The sequence below is a fragment of the Paenibacillus sp. FSL H7-0942 genome, from assembly GCF_045040715.1.
GTDB lineage: Bacteria > Bacillota > Bacilli > Paenibacillales > Paenibacillaceae > Paenibacillus > Paenibacillus amylolyticus.
The window spans coordinates 1,328,883-1,355,447 of record NZ_CP150279.1 but is presented as its reverse complement, the minus strand read 5'-3'; the positions used below and the strand labels follow the sequence as shown (position 1 = coordinate 1,355,447).

General features: G+C 48.4%; 22 protein-coding genes. 8 read left to right on the top strand and 14 right to left on the bottom strand.

Annotated features, from left to right (window positions below; all coding sequences use genetic code 11):
• On the bottom strand, positions 1 to 2,070 hold the full coding sequence (locus MHI48_RS05980) for an ATP-binding protein (protein ID WP_076329471.1): 2,070 nt from the start codon (positions 2,068 to 2,070) through the stop codon (positions 1 to 3).
• 318 nt (positions 2,071 to 2,388) lie between these two features.
• Between MHI48_RS05980 and MHI48_RS05975 the strand changes: the two genes are divergently transcribed.
• On the top strand, positions 2,389 to 2,679 hold the full coding sequence (locus tag MHI48_RS05975) for a hypothetical protein (RefSeq protein WP_143781504.1): 291 nt from the start codon (positions 2,389 to 2,391) through the stop codon (positions 2,677 to 2,679).
• A gap of 59 nt (positions 2,680 to 2,738) precedes the next feature.
• Here MHI48_RS05975 and MHI48_RS05970 read toward each other — a convergent pair whose 3' ends face one another.
• Positions 2,739 to 4,409, bottom strand: coding sequence for a PucR family transcriptional regulator ligand-binding domain-containing protein (locus MHI48_RS05970; protein WP_076329470.1), 1,671 nt, complete (start codon positions 4,407 to 4,409; stop codon positions 2,739 to 2,741).
• 189 nt (positions 4,410 to 4,598) lie between these two features.
• Between MHI48_RS05970 and ald the strand changes: the two genes are divergently transcribed.
• Positions 4,599 to 5,732 carry an alanine dehydrogenase gene (gene ald, locus MHI48_RS05965; RefSeq protein WP_076329469.1) on the top strand — a complete coding sequence of 378 codons (1,134 nt, stop codon included), beginning with the start codon at positions 4,599 to 4,601 and terminating at the stop codon, positions 5,730 to 5,732.
• Positions 5,733 to 5,899: 167 nt separating this feature from the next.
• Here the strand turns inward: ald and MHI48_RS05960 are convergent, their stop codons facing one another.
• Positions 5,900 to 6,817 carry a PD-(D/E)XK nuclease family protein gene (locus MHI48_RS05960; protein ID WP_076329468.1) on the bottom strand — a complete coding sequence of 306 codons (918 nt, stop codon included), beginning with the start codon at positions 6,815 to 6,817 and terminating at the stop codon, positions 5,900 to 5,902.
• A gap of 512 nt (positions 6,818 to 7,329) precedes the next feature.
• Between MHI48_RS05960 and MHI48_RS05955 the strand changes: the two genes are divergently transcribed.
• A complete protein-coding gene (locus MHI48_RS05955) occupies positions 7,330 to 8,013 on the top strand; it encodes a serine/threonine protein kinase (protein ID WP_076329467.1) in 684 nt (227 codons plus the stop codon).
• Positions 8,014 to 8,033: 20 nt separating this feature from the next.
• Here MHI48_RS05955 and sigJ read toward each other — a convergent pair whose 3' ends face one another.
• The 3 genes from sigJ to MHI48_RS05940 are packed head-to-tail and all read right to left on the bottom strand — an operon-like array spanning position 8,034 to position 11,209.
• A complete protein-coding gene (gene sigJ / locus MHI48_RS05950; protein WP_076329466.1) occupies positions 8,034 to 8,945 on the bottom strand; it encodes an RNA polymerase sigma factor SigJ in 912 nt (303 codons plus the stop codon).
• On the bottom strand, positions 8,935 to 10,254 hold the full coding sequence (locus MHI48_RS05945; protein ID WP_076329487.1) for an NAD(P)/FAD-dependent oxidoreductase: 1,320 nt from the start codon (positions 10,252 to 10,254) through the stop codon (positions 8,935 to 8,937). Before MHI48_RS05945 ends, sigJ begins: the two co-directional genes overlap by 11 nt.
• Before the next feature lie 58 nt (positions 10,255 to 10,312).
• Positions 10,313 to 11,209 carry an AraC family transcriptional regulator gene (locus MHI48_RS05940; RefSeq protein ID WP_076329465.1) on the bottom strand — a complete coding sequence of 299 codons (897 nt, stop codon included), beginning with the start codon at positions 11,207 to 11,209 and terminating at the stop codon, positions 10,313 to 10,315.
• 129 nt (positions 11,210 to 11,338) lie between these two features.
• Here MHI48_RS05940 and MHI48_RS05935 point away from each other — a divergent pair, with 129 nt between their 5' ends.
• Both MHI48_RS05935 and MHI48_RS05930 read left to right on the top strand, forming a co-directional pair.
• A complete protein-coding gene (locus tag MHI48_RS05935; protein ID WP_076214488.1) occupies positions 11,339 to 12,226 on the top strand; it encodes a sugar phosphate isomerase/epimerase in 888 nt (295 codons plus the stop codon).
• A 48-nt stretch (positions 12,227 to 12,274) separates the two neighbouring features.
• A complete protein-coding gene (locus MHI48_RS05930; RefSeq protein WP_076329464.1) occupies positions 12,275 to 13,330 on the top strand; it encodes a Gfo/Idh/MocA family protein in 1,056 nt (351 codons plus the stop codon).
• A 345-nt stretch (positions 13,331 to 13,675) separates the two neighbouring features.
• Here MHI48_RS05930 and MHI48_RS05925 read toward each other — a convergent pair whose 3' ends face one another.
• A complete protein-coding gene (locus MHI48_RS05925) occupies positions 13,676 to 14,995 on the bottom strand; it encodes a glycoside hydrolase family 125 protein (RefSeq protein ID WP_076329463.1) in 1,320 nt (439 codons plus the stop codon).
• Positions 14,996 to 15,109: 114 nt separating this feature from the next.
• Between MHI48_RS05925 and MHI48_RS05920 the strand changes: the two genes are divergently transcribed.
• Complete coding sequence (locus MHI48_RS05920) at positions 15,110 to 16,171, top strand: LacI family DNA-binding transcriptional regulator (protein WP_076329462.1); 1,062 nt, start codon at positions 15,110 to 15,112, stop codon at positions 16,169 to 16,171.
• Positions 16,172 to 16,404: 233 nt separating this feature from the next.
• Here the strand turns inward: MHI48_RS05920 and MHI48_RS05915 are convergent, their stop codons facing one another.
• The 3 genes from MHI48_RS05915 to MHI48_RS05905 all read right to left on the bottom strand — a co-directional run bounded on the left by MHI48_RS05915 (position 16,405) and on the right by MHI48_RS05905 (position 19,346).
• Complete coding sequence (locus MHI48_RS05915) at positions 16,405 to 18,018, bottom strand: hypothetical protein (protein WP_076329461.1); 1,614 nt, start codon at positions 18,016 to 18,018, stop codon at positions 16,405 to 16,407.
• Positions 17,996 to 18,571 (bottom strand): RNA polymerase sigma factor, encoded by a 576-nt coding sequence (locus tag MHI48_RS05910; protein ID WP_076329460.1) that lies wholly within the window; start codon positions 18,569 to 18,571, stop codon positions 17,996 to 17,998. The genes MHI48_RS05915 and MHI48_RS05910 overlap by 23 nt, the downstream gene beginning before the upstream one ends.
• 259 nt (positions 18,572 to 18,830) lie before the next feature.
• On the bottom strand, positions 18,831 to 19,346 hold the full coding sequence (locus tag MHI48_RS05905) for a mismatch-specific DNA-glycosylase (protein ID WP_074093801.1): 516 nt from the start codon (positions 19,344 to 19,346) through the stop codon (positions 18,831 to 18,833).
• 121 nt (positions 19,347 to 19,467) lie between these two features.
• On the opposite strand from MHI48_RS05905, the gene MHI48_RS05900 reads away from it, so the two are divergent.
• Complete coding sequence (locus MHI48_RS05900) at positions 19,468 to 20,388, top strand: AEC family transporter (RefSeq protein ID WP_017690279.1); 921 nt, start codon at positions 19,468 to 19,470, stop codon at positions 20,386 to 20,388.
• Positions 20,389 to 20,449: 61 nt separating this feature from the next.
• Here the strand turns inward: MHI48_RS05900 and MHI48_RS05895 are convergent, their stop codons facing one another.
• A complete protein-coding gene (locus MHI48_RS05895) occupies positions 20,450 to 20,701 on the bottom strand; it encodes a hypothetical protein (RefSeq protein WP_036606446.1) in 252 nt (83 codons plus the stop codon).
• 276 nt (positions 20,702 to 20,977) lie between these two features.
• On the opposite strand from MHI48_RS05895, the gene MHI48_RS05890 reads away from it, so the two are divergent.
• The gene (locus MHI48_RS05890; protein WP_076251277.1) at positions 20,978 to 21,370 is read left to right on the top strand and encodes a RidA family protein; all 393 of its coding nucleotides are present in this window, start codon (positions 20,978 to 20,980) and stop codon (positions 21,368 to 21,370) included.
• A 131-nt stretch (positions 21,371 to 21,501) separates the two neighbouring features.
• On the opposite strand, the gene MHI48_RS05885 is transcribed toward MHI48_RS05890, so the two are convergent.
• The 3 genes from MHI48_RS05885 to MHI48_RS05875 all read right to left on the bottom strand — a co-directional run bounded on the left by MHI48_RS05885 (position 21,502) and on the right by MHI48_RS05875 (position 26,512).
• Positions 21,502 to 22,131 carry a copper amine oxidase N-terminal domain-containing protein gene (locus MHI48_RS05885; protein WP_036606441.1) on the bottom strand — a complete coding sequence of 210 codons (630 nt, stop codon included), beginning with the start codon at positions 22,129 to 22,131 and terminating at the stop codon, positions 21,502 to 21,504.
• Between the two features lie 95 nt (positions 22,132 to 22,226).
• Positions 22,227 to 24,905 carry a polynucleotide kinase-phosphatase gene (locus MHI48_RS05880; protein ID WP_083677550.1) on the bottom strand — a complete coding sequence of 893 codons (2,679 nt, stop codon included), beginning with the start codon at positions 24,903 to 24,905 and terminating at the stop codon, positions 22,227 to 22,229.
• On the bottom strand, positions 24,902 to 26,512 hold the full coding sequence (locus MHI48_RS05875) for a 3' terminal RNA ribose 2'-O-methyltransferase Hen1 (RefSeq protein WP_405143382.1): 1,611 nt from the start codon (positions 26,510 to 26,512) through the stop codon (positions 24,902 to 24,904). The genes MHI48_RS05880 and MHI48_RS05875 overlap by 4 nt, the downstream gene beginning before the upstream one ends.
• Positions 26,513 to 26,565 lie beyond the last annotated feature (53 nt).

The window sequence follows — 26,565 nt, the reverse complement described above, 5'->3', positions numbered from 1 at the left end:
CTACAAAATCCGCGCCAAGCGAGTCAGCGCTGTTCTGAGATGGCGATAAAATGTCGCCCGACTCATGGAACACGTCTGGGCTGCGGCAGTTGGATTGCCAGCATGCGTCCAGTAGGCCGCGTATAACAGCATCTGATCCTGTGGAGATAGGCCATGTACTCTGCCTTCCAACAGATCCATGACATACAGCTGTAACTGGATTCCATCCTTTACTCCTCTAACCCTGTCAGCATATTCATGTAATTCTCCCGGGGAACGAAGATCCCCCAACATCTTGCGAACATCCTGTTCAGTCCAGATGACACCATCCACTTCTGTTGTTTCCGGCTGTATACGATCTTCTGTTGATTTCGGATCAAGCAGAGACATGACCCACTCTCCGAATTGCCCGCTACGCAAATCCAAATCAAGTATGTCCGCCTGGTCCTCGAATCTGTCACAGACACGAGTGCGGGTTCTTCGCATCTGGAATCCAATACTTTGCAAAAATAGTTTCAGGTGAGGATTCGTTGCAACGAGCATCGCTCTCGCACCATCACCCAGTAGAGATAGTCGATCCAGTGCCATGTATCCCACCAGTTCTTCTCGTGTATAACCAGGCACATCATCTCTTGCCGCAGCCAGCAATGCAAAGTGAGTATCACTCTGATCCGGGTCATTCTCAAGCTCCTGTAGAGTGAAGCATTCATGCATCTCATTCGGAAAATACTTCAGTAGCAGCCCGCTACTTTCCCTATGTACTAGCACTGTAATGAACATGGCGATCGGCTCTCCAAGCTGGTCACGCATCAATACGATCCCTTCGGGATAACGGTGCGCCAGCTCATCCAGGAACGGGCCATAGGACACAGCCTGCCATGGTTCCACGCTGTACTCGCACCATTGCTGTAACAAGCTGTGCAGAGCGGGCAGATCCTCTTTTCTCATCGTCTCAAGAGGGGAGAACAGGGAATCACGAGACACGTCTGCGTACTTGCGGTATTGAAGCATCGATTCCTGACAGAGCAGCAGCATCTTTCGGGCGATTTGACGACGCTCATGAGCCCCTGCGTATTCATGTAGCAGTTTCAACAGCTTCGCAATCTTGATACGCAATGTCTGCAACCGATGTGGCTCACGCTGTCGAAAATCCCGTAGCAGATGTACCCTGGCCATGTCATGCAGTCCAAGACCATTCGGACCGGAACGAATAAACGACATCTGTCTCAGCATGTGGTAGTCTTCTTGCGTCACAGTCATGTCCAGGACAGATGATAACAATTCCTGATTGGCTGTCTCAATCAGTGTCAGTACCTCCACCATGGGATGTAGACGGGAATTCGTCAGTTCCAATAACAATCGTGCACTGATCATATGTGACAGTTCAGCCCATTCGGACTGTGGAAGATTCCTCCTCTGATCCGCAGCTTCTACAGCAAGGGCCAGCCCCAGCGGATGTCCATCGGTCATTCGCGTAATGGTACCTGCCATCCCCTGATTCAGAAAGCCTGCCACCGTGATGTATTCCGTAATCTCATCAACTGTGAAATGTTGAAGCCGCATCTGTATAAATCTCTGATGTAATCGGGGATGTGTCCGCCAGGTGGACGCCAGTTCCGGGCGTGATGCAAGAATGACAAGTATCCCTCTTAACGGAAGTTTGGATACAAAGACCTCCATGAACCAGCTTTCTAACAGAGCAAGCTCTTCATAATTATCCACGGCCAGAACCAATCTCTTCTCGATCGATGTGTCTCTCAGCAGACTCAATGGTCGCGGGTATCCTTCACTATCCATTGTTTCCAAGCCTAATGTAGAGGACAAATAATCCATAAAAACGGAAGGAGTTGCCCCACATGATCGACCATCCATCCATATTGCCGTCGCACCTCGATCCCGAGAGACAGATAACATCTCTGAAAGCAAGGAAGATTTACCAATGCCTCCCATACCCGTAATTGAAAATATGGTGAGTGGCGCTTCCGGATGATTGAACCACCGCTCCAGTGTCGTCAGTTCCTTGGTTCGACCAATGAAACGTTTGCCATCCTCAACATATTTGTCGTATTGAGCCTCACTACTGTTTCCCATATATGTCCTCCGTACTAGATACTGGTACTTTTAATATACTTTTTTCTCTCACAAAATTGAGACTATATTGAGACGCGCAATTGCATGTGAAGTGATAGAATCTTGTTAAAAGCCAATTTAATGGAAATATTCAAAACAGCGGACATGGAAACGTTTTTACAAGGTATACATAGACCCCTCCGCGCTACTTCTTAACATAATGGATCATTCCGCCAATCAAGCACAGCCAACATGTACATGAGCATTTACCGATCTCGAATTCATGCTTCCCTTTCATACCCTACTACCAGCCCGATATTCCAGGAAAGGCGGATTTGTGTGAGAATAAACCTCGATATCTGTAATCTGAGCGGACAACTTGGAATCAATCCTAAACGACTTAATGAATGGCTGCACCAAAGTGGCATTTCAATGGAGGACAATGAAGCAGAACAGGAAGGACGTCCCGACCGGTCGTCACCCCCGTATCGGCTGGCTGCTCCTTCTTCATTATCACTGGCACCTTCCTCCGGTCAAACGAAGCTTTATCGTGGCCGACGCTCCACTTCCACTCTGCAACGCCTGCCTACTTCATTACGACACACCCGGCGGATTAGTAAAAACTGCTAGACTGTGCTCAAGGTAGTGTAAGATCGATGCACAGTCTGTGTTGCATCCCTTTCACCTCATCAAGAGGATTGCCACTGTCCATTCTCAATCATCACGTGGGCGAGCAGCGCCATCTCCAGACAGATTCTTCTCCCTTGATCCATGTAACCTGGACCCATCAGTTCTTCCAGCTTCTCCAGTCTGTTGTACAACGTTTGCCGATGAATAAATAACTGGGCGGCCGCATCCCGTTTGGAACCAAAGTTCTGCAAGTAGGCATCCAACGTCTCTACCAATCGCAGGTGATGCGTTTGGTCATGTTCAATCAACATACCCAGGTGATCCTGGACAAAGGGTTGCAGGAAGGATTGGGGTAATGCCTTTAACATTTGATATATACCCATACGTTCGTAAAAGTGAACATGTTCCATCGAATCTACCGATCTCGAAACTTCGATCACCTGATAGGCCTCCTGAAGGCTCTCCGGCAGACTGGTCAAACGGCTGCGAAACTTGCCAAATCCTACATGAATCATAACCTGGTTCAAGTTACGGCTGGCAAACCGCTTCACATCCAGGGCGATTCCTTCCAGCAATCGCAGCAGTTGATGACGTGCAGCGGCCGTAACCGCTTCCTTCGCACAGCACAGATATACCTGGTTGTTCTTCAGCATAATCAGGCTAGGCAGATTGTTCTTCTTGAGCAGGGAACGAAGCAGGACAAGAACATCCTGATGATTCGCTTCCATCCTCTCCCGGCCCGTACCCTTCAATCGATGCTCAATCTCGATGACCCCTCCCGCAAACCAGTACTGTCCCTTCACCAGCAAACGAAGTCCCATTCGGGTCTGGGCCTGCTCCTCCTGATGGATGTTGCCATTCATCAGATCCTGGATCAGCTCGTTCTGATTGCGGACCATCTTCTCTTCAAGAAACTGGGAACGAAGCGTGAGCGCTGCCGCCGCCTTCGCCGTATAATCGAGCAACAGCTTGAGATATTCCACTGGAGCTGCGGGATGCACAATCATGCCTACAGCCGAAAATACCTGGCCAAAACAAACGACCGGATGACACAACAGAGCCTTCTCTTCGTCTATGTGGAACCATAATTCAGTATCCGAATCATTCAGATCCAGATGTTCTACCTCCTGTTCATACCAGGTATAGATTGCTTGCTCCATCTCCGGAGCAAGTTCGGGCACAAAGCTACCCGGCTCCATAGACGAGATGTACACCACCGGTTTTGCAGCGTATTCATGCAACAGGTTCAGCACAGCAGACATGTCCGTACTCTGTAATGTACGCTGCTGAAGCTGGCGGGAGTAGGCTTCCAGACTTTTCAGCAGTTGGTGCTGATGATTAATGAGTAGAGAGTGAATATCCTGTGTAATCTCGACAAAACGGACCGGTTGCTCAAATACGATTAGCGGAAACTGGTGTCTGTCCGCCAGTTCAATCAGTTCTTCCGGGATTCCGAATATGCTGGTACCAAACTCCACACACAGCCCGGCTGCCTCACTGCCAATGAGCTGAAGCAGATACTCTTCGCGCCCTTCTTCCGATTGAAGCCAAAGTCCAGTGGATAAAATAAGATCATGGGGGCTTACGAATGGAGATACATTGGTAATCTCCAATACATGAACCCAGCCAACCTGACGGTTCACTCCATCCTTCCCTGCCGCTAGTCGTGCTCGGCCAAATACCGGACGTGCAAGGATATCTTTGATCGTAAACACACGGTCATTTCGCAATGGCGATCCCTCTTCGTGTTATTTTTTCTTACATTATAATTCATGGACAAATGTCCTGAACAGTCTTTTTCGACAATATGTTGAGTTCAATTTCTAAAGATTAGACATCAAGTAAGGTGCAAAACGATTATCCAAGTCATAAACTTGTAGTATAAGCTAACAACCAATAAATGGACGAGGTGCATGGTGATGAGAATCGGAATTCCCAAAGAAATCAAGAACAATGAGAATCGTGTAGCAATGACTCCGGCCGGGGCTGCTGATTTCATCAGAGCCGGTCACCAGGTACTGATTGAACAAGGCGCGGGGATTGGCAGTGGATTCACGGATCATGAATATCAAACTGCGGGCGCCGAGATTCGGATGGATGCCAAGTCCGTGTGGAGCGAAGCCGATATGATTATCAAGGTGAAAGAACCGCTTGCCAGTGAATATGGATATTTTCGTCCGGGACTGATTCTGTTCACATACCTGCACCTCGCAGCGGAACCGGAGCTTGCCAAAGCCCTTATTAAAAGTCGGGTAACGGCTATTGCGTATGAGACGTTGGAGGTCAACAGTGCCCTACCCCTGCTCACCCCTATGAGTGAAGTTGCAGGCCGCATGGCCTCCCAGATCGGAGCACAGCTACTGGAGAAAACGGAAGGTGGCAAGGGCATTCTGTTGTCAGGTGTACCCGGCGTCAGTCGGGGGAAAGTAATCATTATTGGTGGCGGAACGGTGGGAACAAATGCAGCCAAAATTGCTATTGGTCTTGGCGCCGATGTGACCATCCTTGACCTGAATCTGAATCGGCTGCGCCAATTGGATGATATCTTCGGCAATCAGATCCACACGCTGGTATCCAGCCCGTCCAACATTGCAACAGCTGTTGCGGCGGCAGATCTGTTGATCTGTGCGGTGCTGATTCCGGGCGCCAAGGCGCCAACGCTTGTCAGCGAGCAAGTAGTTAAGACGATGGCACCGGGTTCGGTCATAGTGGATGTCGCGATTGATCAGGGCGGGATCGTTGAGACCATTGATCATATCACAACCCACGATGAACCGACCTATGTGAAACATGGCGTCGTGCACTACGCGGTGGCGAACATGCCGGGCGCCGTGCCGCGTACTTCCACGGTGGCGCTGACCAACGCCACCATGCCTTATGCGCTGCAGCTGGCCAACCACGGTGCAGCCGCCGCGATTCGCGGCAGTTCGTCCATTCACAGCGCGGTCAACGTGCTGAATGGACACATCACGTATGAGGCGGTTGCCCGGGATCTCGGGCATGCCTATGTTCCTGCGGGTCAGGCGCTGGAGAATACCGCCGCTGTCCAGTAATCTTGATATGATCGTTCCACCCGGCGCCTTGTCGCCAGGCCTGTGGAATGCAATAGAAGCGCAAGTCGGGCAGATGATGTTCCCGGCTTGCGCTTCTTGTTTTTTTTCACATATGAAATAACTCATTAGTTGGTATAAGGCCTTTAGTTTCCTACGGTTTGGGCGCTTCAGACTGCTCGCTCACTGCACACTTCGCGGAAGTTGCAATCCCGGCAGGACCGGTGCGATGGCATCGCTGTGAAGTAGGTGACGTCCTTGGGACGGTTGTAATACTCATCCTCCACGCAGGATCGCATCTCCTCAATGTAACGACCCACGTTCTCCTCCACCTTCCGGATATCCTCTTCTGTCGCTGTAAACTCCCGGTGTTTTCCGGTTAACAAGTACTCCACACGAAGCTCAATCTGCTCCAAAGGAATTCGGTAGTGCTCCCTTACATAGGACGCGTAGAGCATTAGCTGATCCGAGAAGTCATCTTCTTTGCCCGTCTTCCAGTCCACAATAACAATATTGCCGTTACTGCGTCGATACAATAAATCCATCTTCACATACACACGCGTATCGTGCAGCATCATGGTATCCCATTTCTCGATCTCCAGAATGTCCGTACTTGCTCGGGACAAGTCCTCCCACGTAAGCGTCTGGTACAGGTTACCGACACAGGCCGAAGCCCGTTCCTTAATCGTGGCGATCCGGTCATTTAACGTGTCATCCCCGTAATAAATCTCCGACAGCATCGTGCGATTCTTGGGGTTCAGCCGCCACTGATCCGCGTCCATGGATTCCACATACGCCTGATTCAGCAGCTTGCGTATCGTCTGTTCCAGGAAGTGTTCACGCGGTTTATCTTTGCCCTCTTCCCTGCTGCGTACCGCCGACTCACACATCCGATGCGCGAGGTCCCCAAAGACAAGATACAGATTGCTGAGCTGCTTCAGACGGTACAGACGAACCTGCATCTCATCAGCAGAGTCTGTCTTCCAGCCGTTATGGGCACCGTAATAATGATAATAATATTTGCGCAGGCACTCATCGAACATACTCGCCCGCGACTGCGAATAAGACCACTGCGGGTATTGTGCCATAAGTAATCTGCCTTTCTGTATGCCGAATCTGCATGAGATCCCTTAATGCTCACAGTATAAAGCCCGGGCAACCTTGCCGCAAGCGTGCTTCCGTTATTTTCTTCTGACGCAACCGTTTCCGATTCGATCCGTATCGTTTATATAGTAACATCACCAAAAGATGAAATTGCGGAGCAGAACGCATAATATACTCTATAGAGGGCAGCGAATCCGGGACCGGGATGTTAGTACGGTCTAGCCCGAGGCCAGTGCGGGCCCGGCGCTAACGAATCTCACACACCTTATCACGTGGATCATGAGGTTTTACGGAACTTAACGAACCCCAGACAAGCTAATTAGTCTTATTCGGTTGTAGAACATGTTTACTGCAAGCAAATGAGCCAATAGCGTGTCTCTGATTCGTTACATTTTCAGATCTGCCAATTTACGTGAAATAAGACTTACTCAGTTCGTTAGAAAATGATTATATGAAAAAAAATTGTACAGGCATATCCTAAAAGGAGGCACCACCCATGAATCGACCGGATTGGTTCCAGGCGGAAGAAGCATTACAACAGATCCAAGTCATCGGAAGCGACCGGAATGAGCTCGTGAACATCATCGGCGATGTAGAAGGATTGAATTGCATTGGCACAGGTACGGATGCGGCTGTATTTACGTATGACGGCTTGCCGCAGTATGCCTTCAAGATGTACTCGGATCATGCCTTGGACAAACTCGAAAATGAAAAACAGGTATACGAGCAGCTCAAAGGTCTGCCATACTTCCCTACCTATTACGGCAGCGGCCGGAATGTACTCGTGATCAGTTTTGAACCCGGGGATACCTTGCTGGAATGTTTGGAAAAAGGAATCCCCGTCCCCGAGCAGGTGATGCTCGATGTGGACGCAGCGCGAGAAGCCGTTCGCAGTCGCGGGCTGAACCCTCGCGACATTCATCTGAAAAATGTAATACTTCAGGATGGACGTGGGAAAGTGATTGACGTATCCGAGTATATCCAAGACGGCAATGACAATCGCTGGGAGCATCTCGTTTGGGCTTATCACAACATCTATCCACGGATCAAAGGAACGCCCATATCTCCACGCATGCTGCAAACGATCAAATGGGGATATAATCAGTTCGATCATGCCAACGTCAAAATGGACGACCTCGCCAAGAAAGCCAATCGTCTGTTCTCCAGATTTATGAAATGAGTATCCAAATTCACTTCAATTTAACCTAAATTCAGATGTTGCAGCTTATCCGGGTTACGCAAGATATAGATCCGCTCAACACAATCGTTTCTAAAAGCTAGGCTGACCACAGTCGGGAATGCCTCAGAGGGGCTGCTTAATACAAATCCTAGTTGTCCATTGACCTTGACCAGACGTACAATACCAGCGCTGTCCCCTTTAGATAAGAGCCCTTGAATGAACGCTAGCACCCGCTGGCTTGATGTAACGGGTTTAATTGCTGCCACAACTTTACCACCACCATCACTGTACAAGGCGACATCGTGGGAAAGCATTTTTAATAGTCCTCCCATGTCTCCACTCGACGTGGCTTGGAGGAAACGAAGCGCAAGCTGCTCGGACTGAACGCTGGGAGTCAACTCGACTTCCGGCTCGTCCTGGATTTTACGTTTAAGACGACTGTATATTTTCCGGCAGCCGACCTCCGTCTTGTTCAAGAAGTCTGCTATATCGCCATAATCAAATTCAAAAGCTTCTCGCAGAATAAATACCGCGCGCTCAATTGGGGTTAGCCGATCAAGCATGACCAGGAAGGCGTACGAAATCGTATCTTCCAGTTCAATCGTTTGAAGTGGATCATGTTCCACCGCTGAAACGGATTCTCGAGAAGCCTTATAATTTTGCACCAGAGGTTCCGGCAGCCATGTCCCGACGTATAGTTCCCTTTTTTTACGTGTTGATTTCAAGTAATCGAGACAACGGTTAGTTACCATTTTGCATAAGTATGCTTTCAGGTTCCGAACAGAGCTACCCTCTTTATGAATACCCTGCTGCTGTACTGTTACAAATGCGTCCTGAACCACATCCTCAGCATGAATGACAGATCCCAGCATACGATATGCGATAGAAAGAAGAAGGGGTCTATATGTCCTGTATACCAATTCAATCTCCATAATGTATTCCTTCCTTATCTATTCCTCTACCTTCTATTATCATTTGAGCAGCCCGTTTTGCGCTCGCCAGAGAGGCATTAATCAGCATCCCTTCATCCCCTACCCAATCGCCAGCAACATAGAGCCCCGGTCTTCCTGTGATCTCAGATCCAGGTCTACCCGAGAGACCTCCGTTCTCAGCTGTGACACTGCCATGTGAGACAAGCATTCGTGGAAGAAACCGCTGCTTAATGATATGCTCGCGCCACCCCGGCTGAATCAAATCGAGAAAGCCCTTTAGTTCGTCTTCATCCTGCCTTGGATCCGATTTTGATGATTCCGACAAATACTTCATCACATGCACAACTTCATATACAGGGTTCTCTGATAAGGAGGCCGCGGCGGAATGGTTGGAGTAGTACCAAGGATGATTTACGCCTAAAACAAATTTTGTTTTCGGTTGAGGCATCCCGGACACGACGAGATCCAGACATGCGGCTCGAACAGGAGTTAACTTGTGATACAGTTTGGCTTCAATGGGTGAAAGAGCAGGATTAAGCAGAGCTAAAGTATCCAATGGGCCAGCCGTTGATAAGAGGTGGCGAGTCGTCAACTGTGAACCATCTTTTAAGGAAACCATCATCTGAGGATAACTTCCGGCAATTTCTCGTACGACCGAGCTTGTGCGGATGGATACACCCGCCTGCTGAGCTTGTTCTGTGAGCCGACTAACGAGGAATTGCCAACCTCCATCTATATACAATACTTGGTTCTGTTTGAGTTGTTCAATGACGGCGCCAGCACTTACCTGATCAGGAGCATCGCAATAGGTGCTCAAACGAACAAGCGCAAATACGACACTACGTACACGTGGACTGGATACCAGGGTTTCCAGGTAAGTCTGCAAACTAACGTTATGCAAAACGGATGTATCTACCTTTCGGAGAGAACTGTAGAACCGAAGAAGCTGGCACTTCTCTCTCCATTTCAAAAACGATCCGAGCAAGAGCTGCGCTAGGGAAATTGTCTTATTCCCGCCGTTTGTTCCTTCAAACACCAAGGTATCTGGCGGTTTCGGTACTGATCCGATAGGTGTGACGCCTACCTCATGGAGAATGGGTAACGCTGCTTTACTGAGCGCATGAGCCCCCAAGTTTACGCGTGCTCCCGCAATCTCATTTGAGATAGCGCGTCCTCCGAGCTGAGCCCCTTTGTCGAGCAACAGTACAGTCTTTCCTGCACGGGCCAGATAAATCGAGGCGGTTAAACCGGCAATGCCTGCTCCAATGATGATAACATCCCATACTGGTTCATTATGATGCTCTGTCATGTACATCAATCCCCTCCGCTTAATGCATACATGACGATGAGCAGCGGACTTTTGTGACTCAGACTTGTTTCTTCATTCGCCCCCCGGAAGGAGTTACTCCCTTGTACTGTTTATATAACTTCGTAAAATAGTTGGCATTGTCGCAGCCTACTCTGGCGGCGATCTCCGTAATGGTCAGGCTACTGCCTTGCAGCAGTTGCTCTGCCTCACTCATCCTGCACCCGTTCACGTATTCTACAAAGGTACGTCCGGTCAGCTTTTTAAACATTTTGCAGAAGTGATACGCATTTAATCCCACATGACTTGCCGCTTCCGTAACAGACATCTTACCTGTGGGGTCCGCTTCAATCTGTGCAATCAACTGCTTGAAGCGTTCGCGGTTTGGAAAATACGATCCGACCGTTTTATCCGGTAGCTGTTGCGGCATAAAGGTTCGCGCAAGCAGGGTGAACAAGGCATGCAGCTTGGATTTCACCACGAGCTGATAAGCCGGGGGCTGTAACGCCATTTCCTCTACGGCTTCATTCAGCAAAGAATAATAGCCTGTGCAGGCTGTGTTTTCCTCTGCCGGTTTGACTGGAAATCTCACTCTTCCTTCCAGATACGGCGCGACATATTGCTCATGCACAGGATCATGAGTGAAATCATGGAACAGTGCACGGTTAACTACAACGGAATCATAATGCACATCCCCCTCATCCAGAGCATATCCGACATGCAATGTACCTCCAGGAATAATGATGACCTCACCTGCTCGAACCACATAAGGTTTGCTATCAATATGAAACAGCGCACTGCCCTTGCGCATAACAATCAGTTCGAAATGTTCATGCCAATGCAAATACAGAATACATTCTTCCGCTTTCATATCTGAACACCGATTTTGGAACAGCTGAAATGGATGTGATTTATGGTCAATTCGGGTATTTTCGTGAAGCGCTTTCAGATCCAGCACGACTTCTTCCCCCTCTTCACAAGATCCGACTATTATTACACAAGATTGTTTAGAGCCATCCCTTTAATCCACGGCTATAATGAGTGTGTCACGAAGTACTATAAGCCAATATTGGAGTGAAATACAACCATGAATAAATCATTACGAATCGGTACCCTTGTAGGCGGGCAGGACGCCGTCCGCGTTATCCCGCAGATCATGCAACACGGCTTCGAATCATTTAACCTGACCTTCTGGCAAACAACTGGTGATCTGGACCTGGCAGAGACAGCAAAACGTGTCCGTGAAATCGTAGACGAACAAGGTATTGTCATCTCCGCGGTGAGTGTATTTGGTAATCCGCTCACAGGAGCCGGAGACAACGCCGATACACTGGCAAGCTGGGAGCGAGTGATCGATCACGCACAGCTCTTCGGTGCAGATATCGTCTCCGGGTTCACCGGACGTTTGACCGATCAACCCATTAATGAGTCCATCCCCCGGTTCAAGGAAGTATTTGGTGAACTTGCACGCCGGGCAGCAGACCGGGGTGTACGGATTGCTTTTGAAAACTGTGATATGGGTGGAACCTGGCAGACGGGAGACTGGAACATTGCCCATAACCCAACAGCTTGGGAGATGATGTTCGATGCTGTTCCGGATGAAAATGTCGGCTTGGAGTGGGAGCCTTGTCATCAAATGTCCAGCCTGATTGATCCTATTCCACAGCTACGCAAATGGGCTCACAAAGTCTTCCACGTACATGGCAAAGATGCCACGATTGCCTGGGATATTGTCAAGGAATACGGTGTGCATGGCCCACGTGAATTTGTCTGGCACCGCACACCCGGCTTCGGGGATAACAACTGGGCAGACATTATCACCATTCTGCGCCAGAACGGTTATCAGGGCACGATTGATATTGAAGGCTGGCATGATCCCGTCTACAAAGACGAACTCGAAATGACCGGACAGGTGCATGCATTGCGATATTTGAAACAATGCCGCGGCGGCGATTTTGTGCCCAATCCGGTATAGGAAACCATCCGAGCTGTATAACACAATCCATGCAAAGGAGATGAGAACTTGACTCATCCTTATAGGGTAATTATTGCTGGCTGCGGTGCCATGGCAAACACGTGGGCGGACTATGCCTTGCAAAGGCCAGATACAGTAATCGTCGGACTGGTCGATCTGTATGAACAGACAGCCCTTGCTTTTGCTACAAGACATGGCCTCACCTGCCCCGCGTTCACCGATATCCGTGAAGCCATTCAAACAACTGGTGCAAATATCGTATTTGATGTCACGATTCCGGCGAGTCATTACGGCATTGCCATGACGGCCTTGAAGGAAGGATGTCATGTATTTGGCGAGAAACCACTGGCAGAGTCCTTCTCCGACTGCACAGATATTGTGCAAACCGCTCGCAGCACAGGACACATTCAAGCCGTCATGCAGAATCGTCGTTTCGATCCGCGTATCCGCGCCTACCAGCACCTCATTTCCGGCGGAGCTATAGGGCAGGTAGGTTACGCAGGGGCTGACTTTTTCCTCGGGCCACACTTCGGCGGATTCCGTGATCTGATGGATAGTCCACTGCTGCTCGATATGGCGATACATACGTTTGATCAGGCACGGTATATTCTCGGAGCCAACCCGGTATCTGTGTACTGCCATGAGTTCAATCCTCCAGGTTCCTGGTATCAGGGCAATGCGATGGCGTTATGTATATTTGAGATGTCCGACGGGTCCGTATTCAACTATCGCGGGTCCTGGTGCGCAGAAGGTGTACCCACATCATGGGAAGCAAGCTGGCGCGTAATCGGTGAAAAAGGAACCGCCATCTGGGATGGTCATGATGACATCTATGCTGAAGTAGTTACCTCGCAAAGCCTGGATGCTGATGGAAAACCATCCTTTTTCCAGCCAAGTGAGCGGATTGAAGCGGAACTGCCTGTCATGGACAAAACAGGTCATCACGGCTGTCTCGAAGACATGTTCGCCGCACTGGAATCCGGCCGACTGCCTGAGACCGATTGCAGTGATAACCAGTTCAGCATGGCCATGGTCCTCGCTTCCCTGGAAAGCGCCCACACAGGCCAGAAAGTCTTCATCGCCGATCTACTGAAAAACACATAGCAAAGCGCCTGTGTTTTTCATATCAAACAAAGCCCAACTGCAAAGTTCAGCAGTTTGGGCTTTCTTGTTTTTTTACCTACTCACCTATTCTAAAAATGATATCGTTCAAAAACAGTCGCGCTCGATAGTAAAAGTAGTGTAGGGGACGAAATCGATTCTGAAGAAGCAAAGTGTTCGCCTAAAAGCTTTCTGAAAGAAAGCTGCATCGGAAGCATACGCTTATCACCGGATTTCGACTTTACAAAAGTCGATCAGGAAATCCGGGGATAACAGCGATCAAAAGAACGATTCGTAACCGGAACGGCTGCTTCGCGAGCAGAGAGTTTTTTTTGAACTTTCATCATTTTATATAATCCCTTTTTTCATTGCCTTGTACACCAACTGCGAGAACAGGCTGTTGGACCAAGCAAACCATGGTCTAGTGAACGTGTTTGGATCATCGGCGTGGAAACCCTCATGCATATATCCGGTACCCGCATCCGTGTTTTCCAGTAGTTCAATCATCGCCAGCATTTCCTCGTCATTGTCTGCGGTCAGACCCTGCATCGATAGCGCCATGTGCCAAATGTATCCCGGAGGGGTATGGGGGCTGCCAATACCTTTGGCTACCTTCCCTTCATAATAGAACGGATTTTCCTTACTCAGAATAAATCGACGTGTGTTCTGATACACCTTGTCTTCAATCGAAGCATACTCCATATACGGTATGGACATCAGTCCAGGTGTGCCCGCATCATCCATCAGACAAAAGTTGCCGTAACCGTCCGTCTCATAGGCATATATCTGTCCATACTCCGGATGACGGTAAGTACCGTACAGGGAAATGCCATGTCGTATTTCTTCTTCCAAACGAGCCATTTGACTCACCAGCTGCTCATCCCGGAACACCCACTTCGCGATCTCCCCCATCTGGCGCAAGGTTACCGCAGCGAACATGTTCGCCGGAATATTATAATGAAAATCACAGGCATCATCACTCGGACGAAATCCGGACCAAATCATCCCCGTATAATTCACCGGCATACCCAATCCTTCATTACGCAGCGTATCATGGGCAGGACAATTACGGCGCATGAACCGGTAAGGTGATTGCTCTGTGTGATGCTGTTCTATCTCCCACAGGTGTACGATATTCTCCATTACTTTCTTGAAGCGCTCGTCAAATATATCCGTAAGTTCAGTCTCCTGCCAATATGCATAAGCCAACTTCATGGAGAAACAGAGGGAATCCAATTCAAACTTCCGTTCCCACACCCAGGGCGACATCTCCGTCTCATCATTGGCATCCCAATGCCATCCATTCGCTGTTTCATTGAACGCATTGGCATAGATATCCATATCAGCGTAGAACGTATGACGTTTGATCAGCCCTCCAATGATACGTTGCAACTTCTCATCATCCTTCGCAAGTGGAACATAATGCATAACCTGCTCTACCGAATCCCTTAACCACATGGCGGGAATATCCCCTGTAATCACAAAGGTTGTCCCATCCTCCAGTAGCTTCGTGGTCGTTTCCAGTGTATTCGGAAAACAATTGCGAAACTGAGTCAGCAATCTCGGTCGATGTTGCAAACGCTCGTCCGCCTCAGTCAGAATATCCTGCACAGCTTGCGGCAATTCCAGATGCGGCATAGGGATTTTCGGTAATCTGAACTGTTCCATGGATGTCGTCTCCTTATAACTATATTGTTATTTTTGTTATGATAATTTATAATAACATTATTATTTGTAAGTGTACTGTGTCAGAAGATGATCGTCAAATGAAGGAGTAATGATATGTCACGCAAAGTATCCATTCAGACGCTGGCTGACCAGCTCGGATTATCCAAATATGCCGTCTCCCGCGCACTCAGTGGCAAGACGGGTGTCAGTGAAGGAACACGCGCACGGGTTCTGGAACTCGCTCGGGCACTGGGGTATCGCCAAAGTACTCCAGGTACTAGCAATAGTTCTGCTACTGCAAACCATGCAGATCCGTCCGATCCACCGTTTGCTCTCATATGCATGAATCAGCTCAACCGCGGTGAACCCCACTACTGGCAACGTGTTCTGTCAGGCATGATCTCCGCCTGTAATGAGCGTGGTTGGCATCATGCCATTGTATCTCCCTCACTCGGAGTGACGGACGAGAACACCTCACCCGAAAAAGCTATTGCTCCTCACTTGGACTGGGAACGTTGTGCCGGGATTATTGTCATGGGAGCTTTCCCGCATACGGTTCTGCAACGACTCTCTCAGACGGGTCGGCCTATTATTTTGGTAGATCATCAGGAACCCCTGCTGAATTGTGATACGATCAGCCATGATAATCTGGAAGCTGGCATCACCGTGGCTAGATATCTAATGTCTCTGAATTGCCGACGGATCGGCCTCATCACAGATGATGGTCGTGCTGCCAGCTTCGCGCAGCGGAAGATCGGGATTGAGTTGGCCTTGAACCATTTCCATGTGGACACCAGTCATACGACCAGCCTCAGAGAATGGAATATTCCGTATGAGAACGGCGAATGGGTTAACCAATTGGCTACCACCATTCAAAACATGCCAGAGGACGAGCGCCCTGATGCCTGGATTGGTGTTAATGATGATATCGCCTTGCAGTGGATGCACAAATTAAAGGAGATGGGCATCTCCACGCCTAAAGATTGTCTTGTCATCGGTATCGACAATGTACATTCTGCCGTTACGTCCTCCCCGCCCCTGACCACGGTTAACCTGTGCAAAGAGGAACTCGGACAGCGTGCCGTTGAAGCTTTACAACGCCGGATCGAACGCCCGGGAACGCCGAAAGAGACGATTATGTTATCGACTACGTTGATTCCAAGGGAATCGGCATAATTCGGAAAAGGTACTGCTCTTTTCTGAAGATGAATTCGTTAGGTACTTGCTGTCCCATAAGTCTGGTGCATACAAAAGAGGCCCCGCATATTATGCAGGGCCTTTTTCGTATATTAGGCTTATATCCTTATATTCCTGTACATTCACACTTAAATCTGATGATCCATCCACCCATCCTTATATCATCCATTCGAAGCTTCATTTACTTCATGTCTGAGGAATTGTACTAGTGGTTATTTCAGCCAAGGCAGGCTATCGTACGACGGAAGATCCACTTCCCAATTCACATCACGATACTCTCTATTGACTACGGTTCTTTTCAAAGTGAATTTTGTACCCTTTTCTTCGTTAAACCCCCGAATTTTTAATTGCAGATCATCTTCAACGTATTCACCGTTATTATTAGGTTGATCCGGATAACCGTTCACTTCAACAGGATACTCTTTTCCATCCGAATCTACTGCAACCCAGCGATCACCCATGAAAGCATTTCGGAACGTCCCACTCCCCTTCAGAACTAGTGAATACCCTTCCTTTACATCAATCTTCGGAGGATCATACGATTCCATCAGTGGCTCGTACTCAAAATCATAGAATAATATTTTATCTCCAAGCTGTTCAAATTGTGCAAAAGTATAAAAATTCGTGTCCTTACGCCTCTTATTCAGGTCAACTTCCACTGATTTCTCTTCTTTCACCGGCAGGGTGTAACCATCCAGAACAAAGCGAATGTTCTTCGCATCTACCGTTACCAACGCAGGGTCCCATGTCTCTGACAACTTCAACGGCCCACCGTTCCTTAAGTCACTCTGATCTTGGAGCTGGAACTTGGCTTGACGGGCATCTGGTCTTATTCCATTGAAAATTCGATATTCATTTGTTTCAGGAATCTCAAGATGGTAGATGATACTCATATAGCTCGCCCAATTCTCATCAACTTTGGCACGAAGTTCATCATCCAGACTCACATTCAGGTCAAGCCGAGTTCCGTTTGGCGTGCGTACAAGCTGTGTCATATCAAGCTTTAGTCCTTCTGGCGTCGTATATGTGTTATCCATAGAATTTTCAACAGCCAATGATTTGGCTTTGGTCATATCGATCTTGAATTTGAAGCTCCAATCCACCGTAACATCTCTATCTTCGTAGGATTTCTTCTCGTAATCATAATATCTGCCCACATTTAAATTACGCAGTTCACCCCGCACGACCACTTGATCCGGAATTTCATCATGAAACTGGAATAACAATCGTTCAGTTAGAGGGCCCTTTGTTCTTGCATCTCTTGCAAGAGTGGCAACCTGTCGCCCCTCTTCATCCGTAACATGAATTCTCCCCAACTCAGGCAGAAACCGTGATACCCCTAATCCATCAGGTGTTGTTTGTTGCATGGTCATTACCATATGAGATCGGTCTACAAGCACGTCTTCAATTTTAAGCGTGTAGCCCTGGTCATTGATATTGATATCCGGATTAACCACAAGTCCAAGAGGTTTAAGACGTTTATAATCATCCGCAAAATAGGAATATTTCAATTCTTCAGGCACAGGTATGTTAGGCAATGGCAGACGATCTACAGCATTTACCGCGGGTTGCGCTGGCTCTGCTGTGTGATCAAAAGCATACCAGGCCCCTCCGGCAAGAATCACAACTGCCGCTGCGGCGATTCCAGTCCGGCGCATCCAATGTGCTCTCATAGATTTTTTCACGAATGGACTTTTTTCTTCCACACTTTCCATGGACACGCCATCCAGCTTCTGCATGACCTTAAGCGTGAAATCCGCATCCGGCTCCTCACGGAACAGGTGCTCTTCCCACAACCGATCTTCATCCTTTGAAATAGGCTTCATACGTAGCTAAACCTCCTTTGCGTTCCATTTGCTTCCTCAGCGTTTTTTTCCCGCGATAAAGGGCGTTGCGCACTTTGGTTGAACTCATGCCTGTAATGTCTGCAATCTCTTCATAGCTCAACTCGTTTGTGTACTTCAGTAATAACACCAGGCGATACGATTCAGGTAACTGTTCGAGCTGTCGATATATTTCACGCTGCATCTCTTTATGCAGCACACGCTTTTCAGGTGTTTCATTACTGACAGGTTCGATCCCCTGATTGACCGGGAACATGACGGGTTTCTTTTCCCGTATAAAATCCCGCATCCGATTCACCGCAATGGTATACACCCACGACGAGAAACTGCTTCCCTCCCGCCGCGAAGGGAGATAACGATAGATGCGAATAAACGTATCCTGAGCGAGATCCTGTGCATCCGGATGACTCGCGCCCATTCCGCGCATGATGCCGTAGACTTTATTTTTATATCGATCCACTAGCACGGAGAACAACTGCTTATCCCCTGCAACAATACGCTGAATAAGCTCCTCCTCCGGTATCTGTTGATTCATGTAATCCCCCTTCTCCACAGCTTCCATGCATGGTTCTGTACTATATAGACGGAAGCCGTTCCCGAAACCTCTCACTTTATCCAAAAAAAAGAATTCGCCCTTATCGCCAAAGCCGACTGGGTGAACTCTGCGTACCAACATTCTGTAATTGCCGCTGCACATTCTCTACAGGTTTGGTGGTGAACTTTATGGCAACCCGAATCACACATTCCGTGGTAGCCTCTTCCTGCTATCTTACCTTTCCTGCCTTACTTGCCTCCTAATCTTCCCTGTTCTTCTCCGCAACAAAATCAGCAAGCTGTGAATAGATCGCCACAATCTCATCCATCGACATGCGCACGAGTCCACTGGACGACGGAGCGACGAACTCCTGAATCTCCTTGACGACCGGGTCGTCCTGAAATCCCCATTGCACTTTGGCGCGCTTGCTGTACTGGGTGTACACTCCTTTTCCGACAAAACAGGCGATGTCTGGTCGGTATTCCTCCAGCTTTTGTCGTAAAATCTGTCGTCCTTCTGCGTACTCTTCCTTCGTAATATCCTCCATACCTCTGGTGGGACGGGCCACAATATTCGTGAATCCATATCCCAGCTTCAGCAACTCTCCATCCTCCTGTGCATCATATAAACGCGGGGTTAATCCCGACCGTTCAAGGATGCGCCAGAACCGGTTTCCTTTGTAAGCATAATGATGACCCGTCTCTCCAGACGTAATGCTCGGATTGAAACCAATAAACAATATCGATAAACCAACATCCAGATGATCTGGAATCATGATGGGAAGCCCCCTTATCTTTTTTAGCTAATTACATCTTTCGTGTGTGTATAAAATGATATAATAAGCAAAGTATTTTCGAAATCGGATTGAAATTTTCATGAAAAAGGAAGCTGAACTAATGATTGCAGACATCATGCTTGAAGTCGTCCTGCCCGTCTTTCTCCTGATCGCCGTCGGGTCCTGGATGCAAAAGGTGTTCAAGCTGGACTTGTACACCCTCGCCAAAATCAATTTCTATTGTATTACCCCCGCAGCCGTCTTTATGAGCATGTACCACTCGGATATGTCGGGCGAACTGCTTGGGACCGTGACACTCTTTTACGCGATATATGTATTGATTCTCTATATTGTAGGTTCTGTATTTGCGCGCTCACTTCGGATGAATAAAGGCATGAAGGCTGCTTTCAACAACAGTATTATGCTGGATAATGCAGGCAACTATGGACTGCCCATCAATGCACTGGTATTCCGCGGGGATCCACTCGCCTCTTCCATTCAGGCACTGGTCATGTCTTTGCAGGCATTACTGACATTTACCTATGGCGTGTTGTCCATTCAGGGCGCGAAGCTCAAAGGTAATTACCGTGCCGTGATTATTGGATTTCTTAAAATGCCTGTTCCATATGCGCTCTTGCTGGGGATTCTGTTACACATGTGGAAGGTTCCCTTGCCTACGTTCCTATCCATGCCACTGACCTATGCGCAGCAAAGTATGGTTGCCGTGGCGCTTCTGACGCTCGGAGCACAGATTGTAAAATATCCAATTCAACTGTACCGTCTTGATGTGTATATTAGCACATTTTTGCGCCTTCTGATTGGCCCGGCTATCGGGATTTCAATTGTGCTACTGCTTGGGTTGGAAGGTATCGCTGCACAGGCACTTATTATCGCTTCCGGTATGCCGACGGGTGTCAACGCATCCATTCTCGCAGAAGAATACGATAACGAACCAGATTTTGCAGCCCAGACGGTGCTAATCTCAACGTTGCTTAACATCATCACGATAACAGCACTGATTTCTTATGCCAAAACGTTCTGAAATGAAAAATAAGTCCATGACCCATGAGCAGGGTTGTGGACTTATTTTTGCGGTGCTGAAACTATGTTTCAAACGTCGTTCGTTCCGGGAACTTGCCGCCTTCCCTGAATAAACATCGTACCAGTCGCTGCGCGGCTCGGTTAAAGAAAAAACTCGGGCTTACCCCATCCACCTGGACAGGTTCCAGTTCCTTCACACTTTCCTTAATCTTATTCATCTCAATGAGCCCCATCTTTCGCTCATTCGGTCCGAAGCGATAAATAACCTTCTCATCGTCCTCCGTCTGTTTCACCAGCAGAATCACAGATGCCATACAGGTTACCCCCTATCGTTACGTTATGAGATTCCATTAATCACTTGCCTATTATAATTATTACCCAGATTCTAGTGGAAGGATATAGGACTTAAGTTAGTTATACCTAAATTAAATATCCTGATATAAAGATTCTCTGAAATGAGTCGTTAGGCTCACAAACACCGTGTTTACACTATCCCAATGGATAGTCACTGTCATGAAAGTGCGTACTGCCCAAGTCGTTTTTCTCCGTTTATACTAACCATATCTTGAATTTTCAAAGGAGAGAAACTTATGACTACAGCTCAAATATATAGCCACGGGGTCCCGTGGGAAGAGGCATTCAGCGTTGCTCAGGGATACAGCATTAACGGTACGATCTACATTGCAGGTCAATTTTCGCATGATATGCAGGGGACGTTTATTGGTGTCGATGATATTGAAGCACAGGTCCGCCAGACATTGGATAACTTGGATCGCGTGCTCGCAGGATTTAACGTGACCAAGTCGAACATTGCTGAACTGGAGATTTTTTTGGTTCACCCGCAGGAGCATCTTGAGCCATGTGTTGCTGTGTATAAAGAGTACATTGGTACTCATCGTCCGGCTGTTACGATGGTTGGGACATCTTGTCTGGCCTTCCCTCATCAACTGATTGAGATTCGCGCCGTTGCTCATACCGACTGATCCGGGTCATGTCAAAAGTTGCAGCGCCAAGTAAAATGGCCTGATGAGGTTTCGCTTTAACGAAGTTCATATACAAAAAAAAGCAGGTCGGATAAACTCCGAACCTGCTTCTTTATGAATTCTTATTCTTATTATTTGACTTTCACCGTCAGCGTATTACCAGAAGAAGTGAGGGATGCCCCAAGCCCTTCTACCAAAACTCTGAGGGGAATGTACGTCGTTCCCTTAATTTCTTTGGGTGCTGCCTGTAGGGTGACTTCTTTCCCGTTAACCTTCACCTTTTTACTGCCCAAGGTAAAGATTAGCTTGTACTTGTCTTTGGTAACGGTAATGGTCTGAGTCTTACTGTCCCAAGACGTTTTGGCTTTCATTGCTTTGGCCATCTCACGCAGAGGTACGAGATTCGTGTTATTCATTATAATTGGAGACTCGGTGAAAATAACCTTGGAACCATTCACCTTCACCTGAATAGCAGACTTGATATATTCTGGTTTAGGAGTGGCTTTCTTTTGGGTTGCCGTTGAAGACTTATTACTTTTCTTGGTACTTCCTGAACTGGATGAACTTGAAGAGGAAGATTTGGAACTCGAAGAAGAACCTCCGTTGTGATAATGATATTCCCCTTGTTTCAGCCCCCATTTTGCACAGTTGGTTCGACAGGTATGTCCCCCATTTGCATCTGTTCTTCCCGGATGGGCAGATGCAACAGTAGCAAAAATCATAAAAATGGCAAGCAAACTGCTTATTAATTTGATACGCATACGGATAACCTCCAGCAATTAGTTTGGCCAGAGTATCATACCATAATTACCCATACAATATAGGTTAATAACAAAATTTATTTTCACATAACAGTTTACAAACGCGGGTCTACTCGCTCTGATTCTAGCGAAAGCGTCGCCAGCACGCATTCATGAATTCGTTCCACTGGCTCTCTGCGTATAAAGCGCTCGATCCCCTCCATGCCCAAAGCACTCTCCATTAAGGCGTGACGTTCTTTTTTGGACGTTTTGCGTTTACGAAGCCGGGACAGATTGTCGGGTGCCAGGTAATCCATACCATAGATGATGTGCAAATATGCACGTCCTCGTACTTTTATCGCAGGCTGGATGATTTTGTTGCTATTCCAGGCGCGGAATGTTTCGGGTTTGATCACAATCCCCTCATGTCCTTCCGCCGTAATCTCATCCCACCAACGAATGACATCCGCTTCATCTGCCTCACTTGCGATCACGCGATATTCCGTCTCCATCATCAAGGTCGACATCCGGGCGAACTCACGGTTTTGTTCCATATGCCATTCATGTGTTTGCTCCCAAAATGCTCCCGTGCTATGTGCAAGTGTATGGAACGGCGCAATCCGAATGTCCCCGATATCATCCACATCCCAGCAGTATTTCTGGAATACATCGCGGAACGTTTCGGCATTAGTGAGTTTACCTACTGTTTCCTGCAACCACTCCTCTACGTTACGACCTGCTGCTTGAGCTTCGCGCAGTTTGTCCAGCACCGTAGAGCGATCCATCATGGAGGCTTCAGCCACATGTGCATATTGTGAAGCAATCAGCTCACGCGCCTTTAGATTCCAAGGTACAATCTCCGCATCGAGCAATACAAACTCCGTCTGATGACGATCAAAATAACCGTCTACGGTCAAGTCCGCATGTAATCTGGAAAGCACATCTTGCTCTGTCGAAGGGTCAAAAAAGGATCGGCCCGTCCGGGTCACAATGTTCCCCAACATCGGCCTACCCACTCGCTGCACCGCAGCTTGCTCATCCCGGAAAAGAAGCAAAATGGCCCGGCTGCCCATGTGTTTCTTCTCGGCAACCATACGGGTAACGCCCTGTGAGCGATAATAATGGAACGCATCCTGTGGATGCTCCAGATATCCCTCTACAGAACAGACACCCGGCGGCGGACTCATCGTAGGCGGGATGTAAATCAGTTCTTCCAGCGGTACAGTATAATGGGAAAACGTATCAATTGCCGTCTTCGCCACCTCACCGTGCACAGACACATCAAGTTTGGATGCTGTCTGAACCGTGAAACCCTCCTTGAACTTACGTATGTTGGGCGGAGCAAAACGCCGCTGTTCCCAGCGCTTTAATGGACTATCCGGATCTCCAGCATAATCCTGCTTCGCCGGAACACTGACTGCCTCACGTTCTGGCATTCGCCAAGCAGTGAGCATGCCACCAAAAACGACACCTTGATCAATGTTGACCGTATCATTCACAATCGTAGGATATGGACGGGGATCATGTCCCCAGACGATGCATTCACCCGAATTGTGATCCACGTACCAATCCTTGCGCACAGGCCGACCCTGCTCATCCGTACCCTCCACATCGCCATATCGGCAGTAATCCTGAATGCGTTTGGACTGTTTTCCGATAAAATGATCTCGAATTCCCGCGTGTGCTACAACCACCTGTCTTACCCCGTTCCGGGAAAAGACCAGATGAGATGGTGCATCAAGCAGAAATGCCCTAAGCTCTGCACGTACTCGCTTTGCTGTCTCTTGGCCTTGCTCCCGCTCAAACTGTAGCAGTTCCATCTCCACCCGTTCGTCACCATGACTCAACGTAACGTCACGACCATCCAGATAACGCGCGATCTTCCAACCGTGATTACTGTCAATCATGTAGGCGAGCTCGGCGGCACAATGCCGTTGCCAGAACAACAGACAATTTAATGATTCTGGCCCACGGCTCGTTACGTCACCAACGGAAACCAATTTCCTTCCTTCAGGGTGACGGTACAGACCACTTCCATCCTCGTCCACATACCCGAGACGCACGATTATTTCCATCATTTCATCGTAACAGCCATGAATATCTCCGATGATATCAATACCTGTACCCATGTCGGTCACCAGTGGATTGGATGTGCGGACAAACGTAATCTCATCCGGCTGCTTCAGCACATAACTGGCATCGAAGCCATCCTCACGGATCGAGCGTAATGTACGCTTGAACTGCTGTACCTGTTGCTTCACCCGTTGACGTCCACGCGGATACTCCCGCCGGGCATCACGTTCCAGTAGCTCTTTTTCAGGGATATCCAGCACCACAGCAATTACCGGCACATGAGCTTTCCTTGCCAGCTGAATCAGGCGCTCGCGATCCTCGGGATACAGATGTGTCGCATCCACCCAGGTCAGCTTGTTCAGACGGCAGCGGGTTGCCAGCATCGCCTCCATCGCCTCAAATGCTTTGGCCGATACTTGCTGATACTCCGCATAGATCACATTCGCTTCGCTGCGGGGACGTTGTTTCCAATCCACATACTCATCATCTCCAACCAGCATGCGGAATTGATCTGACGAGATGGCTTCTGTACGGCGAATGACACTTTCTGCAACGAGACGATCCAGCAGTGTACTTTTTCCACTGTTGGACGGGCCGACAAGAACAACGATACCTGCATGAGGCAGACGAATCTCGCGTTGTCTTTCCTCTGTCCCACTTTCCCGATCCAGCTGTCCTCTGCCCACACCAGCTGTTTCGCTAGAACCCGTTTTTCCACTCATGATAGACTCTCCTTTCTCCGTTCAAAAATGACCAGTTGGGTAGGTTGTCCATAGCCCTCTACATGCTCACCGATACCCTTAATTTCATAGCCATAGTTCCCGTGCTGCGTCCATTCCTCACACCGGGAAGCCAGCTCCGCACGAGTCCATTCAAAGCGATGATCATGGTGACGGAATCTTTCCTGCTCCATTGCATACACTTCGTTATATTCTTTGTTTGGTGTAGTGACCAGCAGCACTTCTGGCTGATAATCGTTCATGATTGTATCCATAATTCCGTTCAGACGATATTCCTCGATATGCTCAACCACTTCGCACAGAATCATAACGTCCTGGTTTTGCATCTGCTCGTCAAAATAAAACAGTGAACCGATGATTGGCTCCGGCATAGCCACCACTCCAGAACGACCCTCCAGCTTCGCGAAGCGCTCCATAGCCCGGAGCCGCGACTGACCGGAAGGTTCAACGGCCAGAATTGCCTCCACACCGGGAATGTACGCCAAACGGGCAGACAGCTTGCCTTCACCCGCTCCCATATCAACAATCTTCCGTTTGACTGGCAACGCTGCAATCACATCTGTAATCGCACGATAACGCAACTCGTTTAACCGCACAAGAGGTTCAGATTGTTCAGATTGCCCGCCATCTCCTCCAGCTGTACCTGTATCTACATCAGCAATCTTGGGATCACCATCTTCTATCTCTGTATCTGCATCCGTACCTTCACCTGGACCTCTAGAATCTGCATTCAGTTGCTTCTCATCGCTATCGGACTCGGACCCCAGGTGCTCTTGTTCTCCTTCTTCCTGATGCCCTGCTTTATTCTCCTGAATAACCGTATCCAAGACTTGAGATATTCCTCTCTCCTGTCCAAGAGACGCAGACAAAGCACCCTCTTGTCGCTCATACTGCCGAATCAGTTCGGCAAATCGTAGCGTACGCTTCACAATGAGTTCTTTCAGTGGGTGAGCATCCAGCCACCCTTCACCATACCGTTTGATTTTATCGATCTCATCTTCACTGATGAAATAATGTTTGTAATTATCCAGCACTGGAATCAGTAGAAAAAGCTGACGCAGTGCATGTTGTACCGTATTACGTCCACGCAGGATGATATGGCGAACCGTGCTTTTATTTTTCAGATCAAATGAATACGATAGTTCTCCACGCTCCACCGAAACGGCGTATCCTAATGGCGAGAATAATTCTTCCACAACTCGATCCGGCAGATCGGAAGCCACTGGGCCAAAGGTCAGTTCCAACTCGAAAGCATGCCCTACCCATTGCACATAGTCTTCCTTGGGCTTACCATTCAAGGCCGTCCCTAGCGCCCCACGTATGTAGGAGCAGAACAAGCTGCTGGTCACGAACTCACGATCATTGATATATTGCGTTATGTCATATCCATCAGGTGTACCTCTGACCAGATCCACAGGATCAGGCTCGGCATGAATTAGTACTTCTGTTTCGTTCTCTGTAGCCGTGGTGTACACCATTCTTACACGCACGCCTTTGTCTACGCGGTCATATATATTCAGCGGGTTCTTCGCTAATAAATGGGATACAACCCCCGCGTCAGCGCCGCTTGCTTTCAAGATCAGATGCATCAGTTCTCCTCCTTATATATGAAAAATGTTGTCACGCACTAGATAGTGTCTTC

Coding starts and splice junctions, on each gene's coding strand:
- MHI48_RS05910 (WP_076329460.1), bottom strand. CDS start 18,571: ATGAATCAACAGATACCGGAGGAGGAGCTTATTCAGCGTATTGTTGCA.
- MHI48_RS05895 (WP_036606446.1), bottom strand. CDS start 20,701: ATGGCATCTGTGATTCTGCTGGTGAAACAGACGGAGGACGATGAGAAG.
- MHI48_RS05935 (WP_076214488.1), top strand. CDS start 11,339: ATGAATAAATCATTACGAATCGGTACCCTTGTAGGCGGGCAGGACGCC.
- MHI48_RS05960 (WP_076329468.1), bottom strand. CDS start 6,817: ATGGCACAATACCCGCAGTGGTCTTATTCGCAGTCGCGGGCGAGTATG.
- MHI48_RS05980 (WP_076329471.1), bottom strand. CDS start 2,070: ATGGGAAACAGTAGTGAGGCTCAATACGACAAATATGTTGAGGATGGC.
- MHI48_RS05890 (WP_076251277.1), top strand. CDS start 20,978: ATGACTACAGCTCAAATATATAGCCACGGGGTCCCGTGGGAAGAGGCA.
- MHI48_RS05955 (WP_076329467.1), top strand. CDS start 7,330: ATGAATCGACCGGATTGGTTCCAGGCGGAAGAAGCATTACAACAGATC.
- MHI48_RS05945 (WP_076329487.1), bottom strand. CDS start 10,254: ATGACAGAGCATCATAATGAACCAGTATGGGATGTTATCATCATTGGA.
- MHI48_RS05920 (WP_076329462.1), top strand. CDS start 15,110: ATGTCACGCAAAGTATCCATTCAGACGCTGGCTGACCAGCTCGGATTA.
- sigJ (WP_076329466.1), bottom strand. CDS start 8,945: ATGGAGATTGAATTGGTATACAGGACATATAGACCCCTTCTTCTTTCT.
- MHI48_RS05905 (WP_074093801.1), bottom strand. CDS start 19,346: ATGATTCCAGATCATCTGGATGTTGGTTTATCGATATTGTTTATTGGT.
- ald (WP_076329469.1), top strand. CDS start 4,599: ATGAGAATCGGAATTCCCAAAGAAATCAAGAACAATGAGAATCGTGTA.
- MHI48_RS05900 (WP_017690279.1), top strand. CDS start 19,468: ATGATTGCAGACATCATGCTTGAAGTCGTCCTGCCCGTCTTTCTCCTG.
- MHI48_RS05875 (WP_405143382.1), bottom strand. CDS start 26,512: ATGCATCTGATCTTGAAAGCAAGCGGCGCTGACGCGGGGGTTGTATCC.
- MHI48_RS05915 (WP_076329461.1), bottom strand. CDS start 18,018: ATGAAGCCTATTTCAAAGGATGAAGATCGGTTGTGGGAAGAGCACCTG.
- MHI48_RS05880 (WP_083677550.1), bottom strand. CDS start 24,905: ATGAGTGGAAAAACGGGTTCTAGCGAAACAGCTGGTGTGGGCAGAGGA.
- MHI48_RS05885 (WP_036606441.1), bottom strand. CDS start 22,131: ATGCGTATCAAATTAATAAGCAGTTTGCTTGCCATTTTTATGATTTTT.
- MHI48_RS05925 (WP_076329463.1), bottom strand. CDS start 14,995: ATGGAACAGTTCAGATTACCGAAAATCCCTATGCCGCATCTGGAATTG.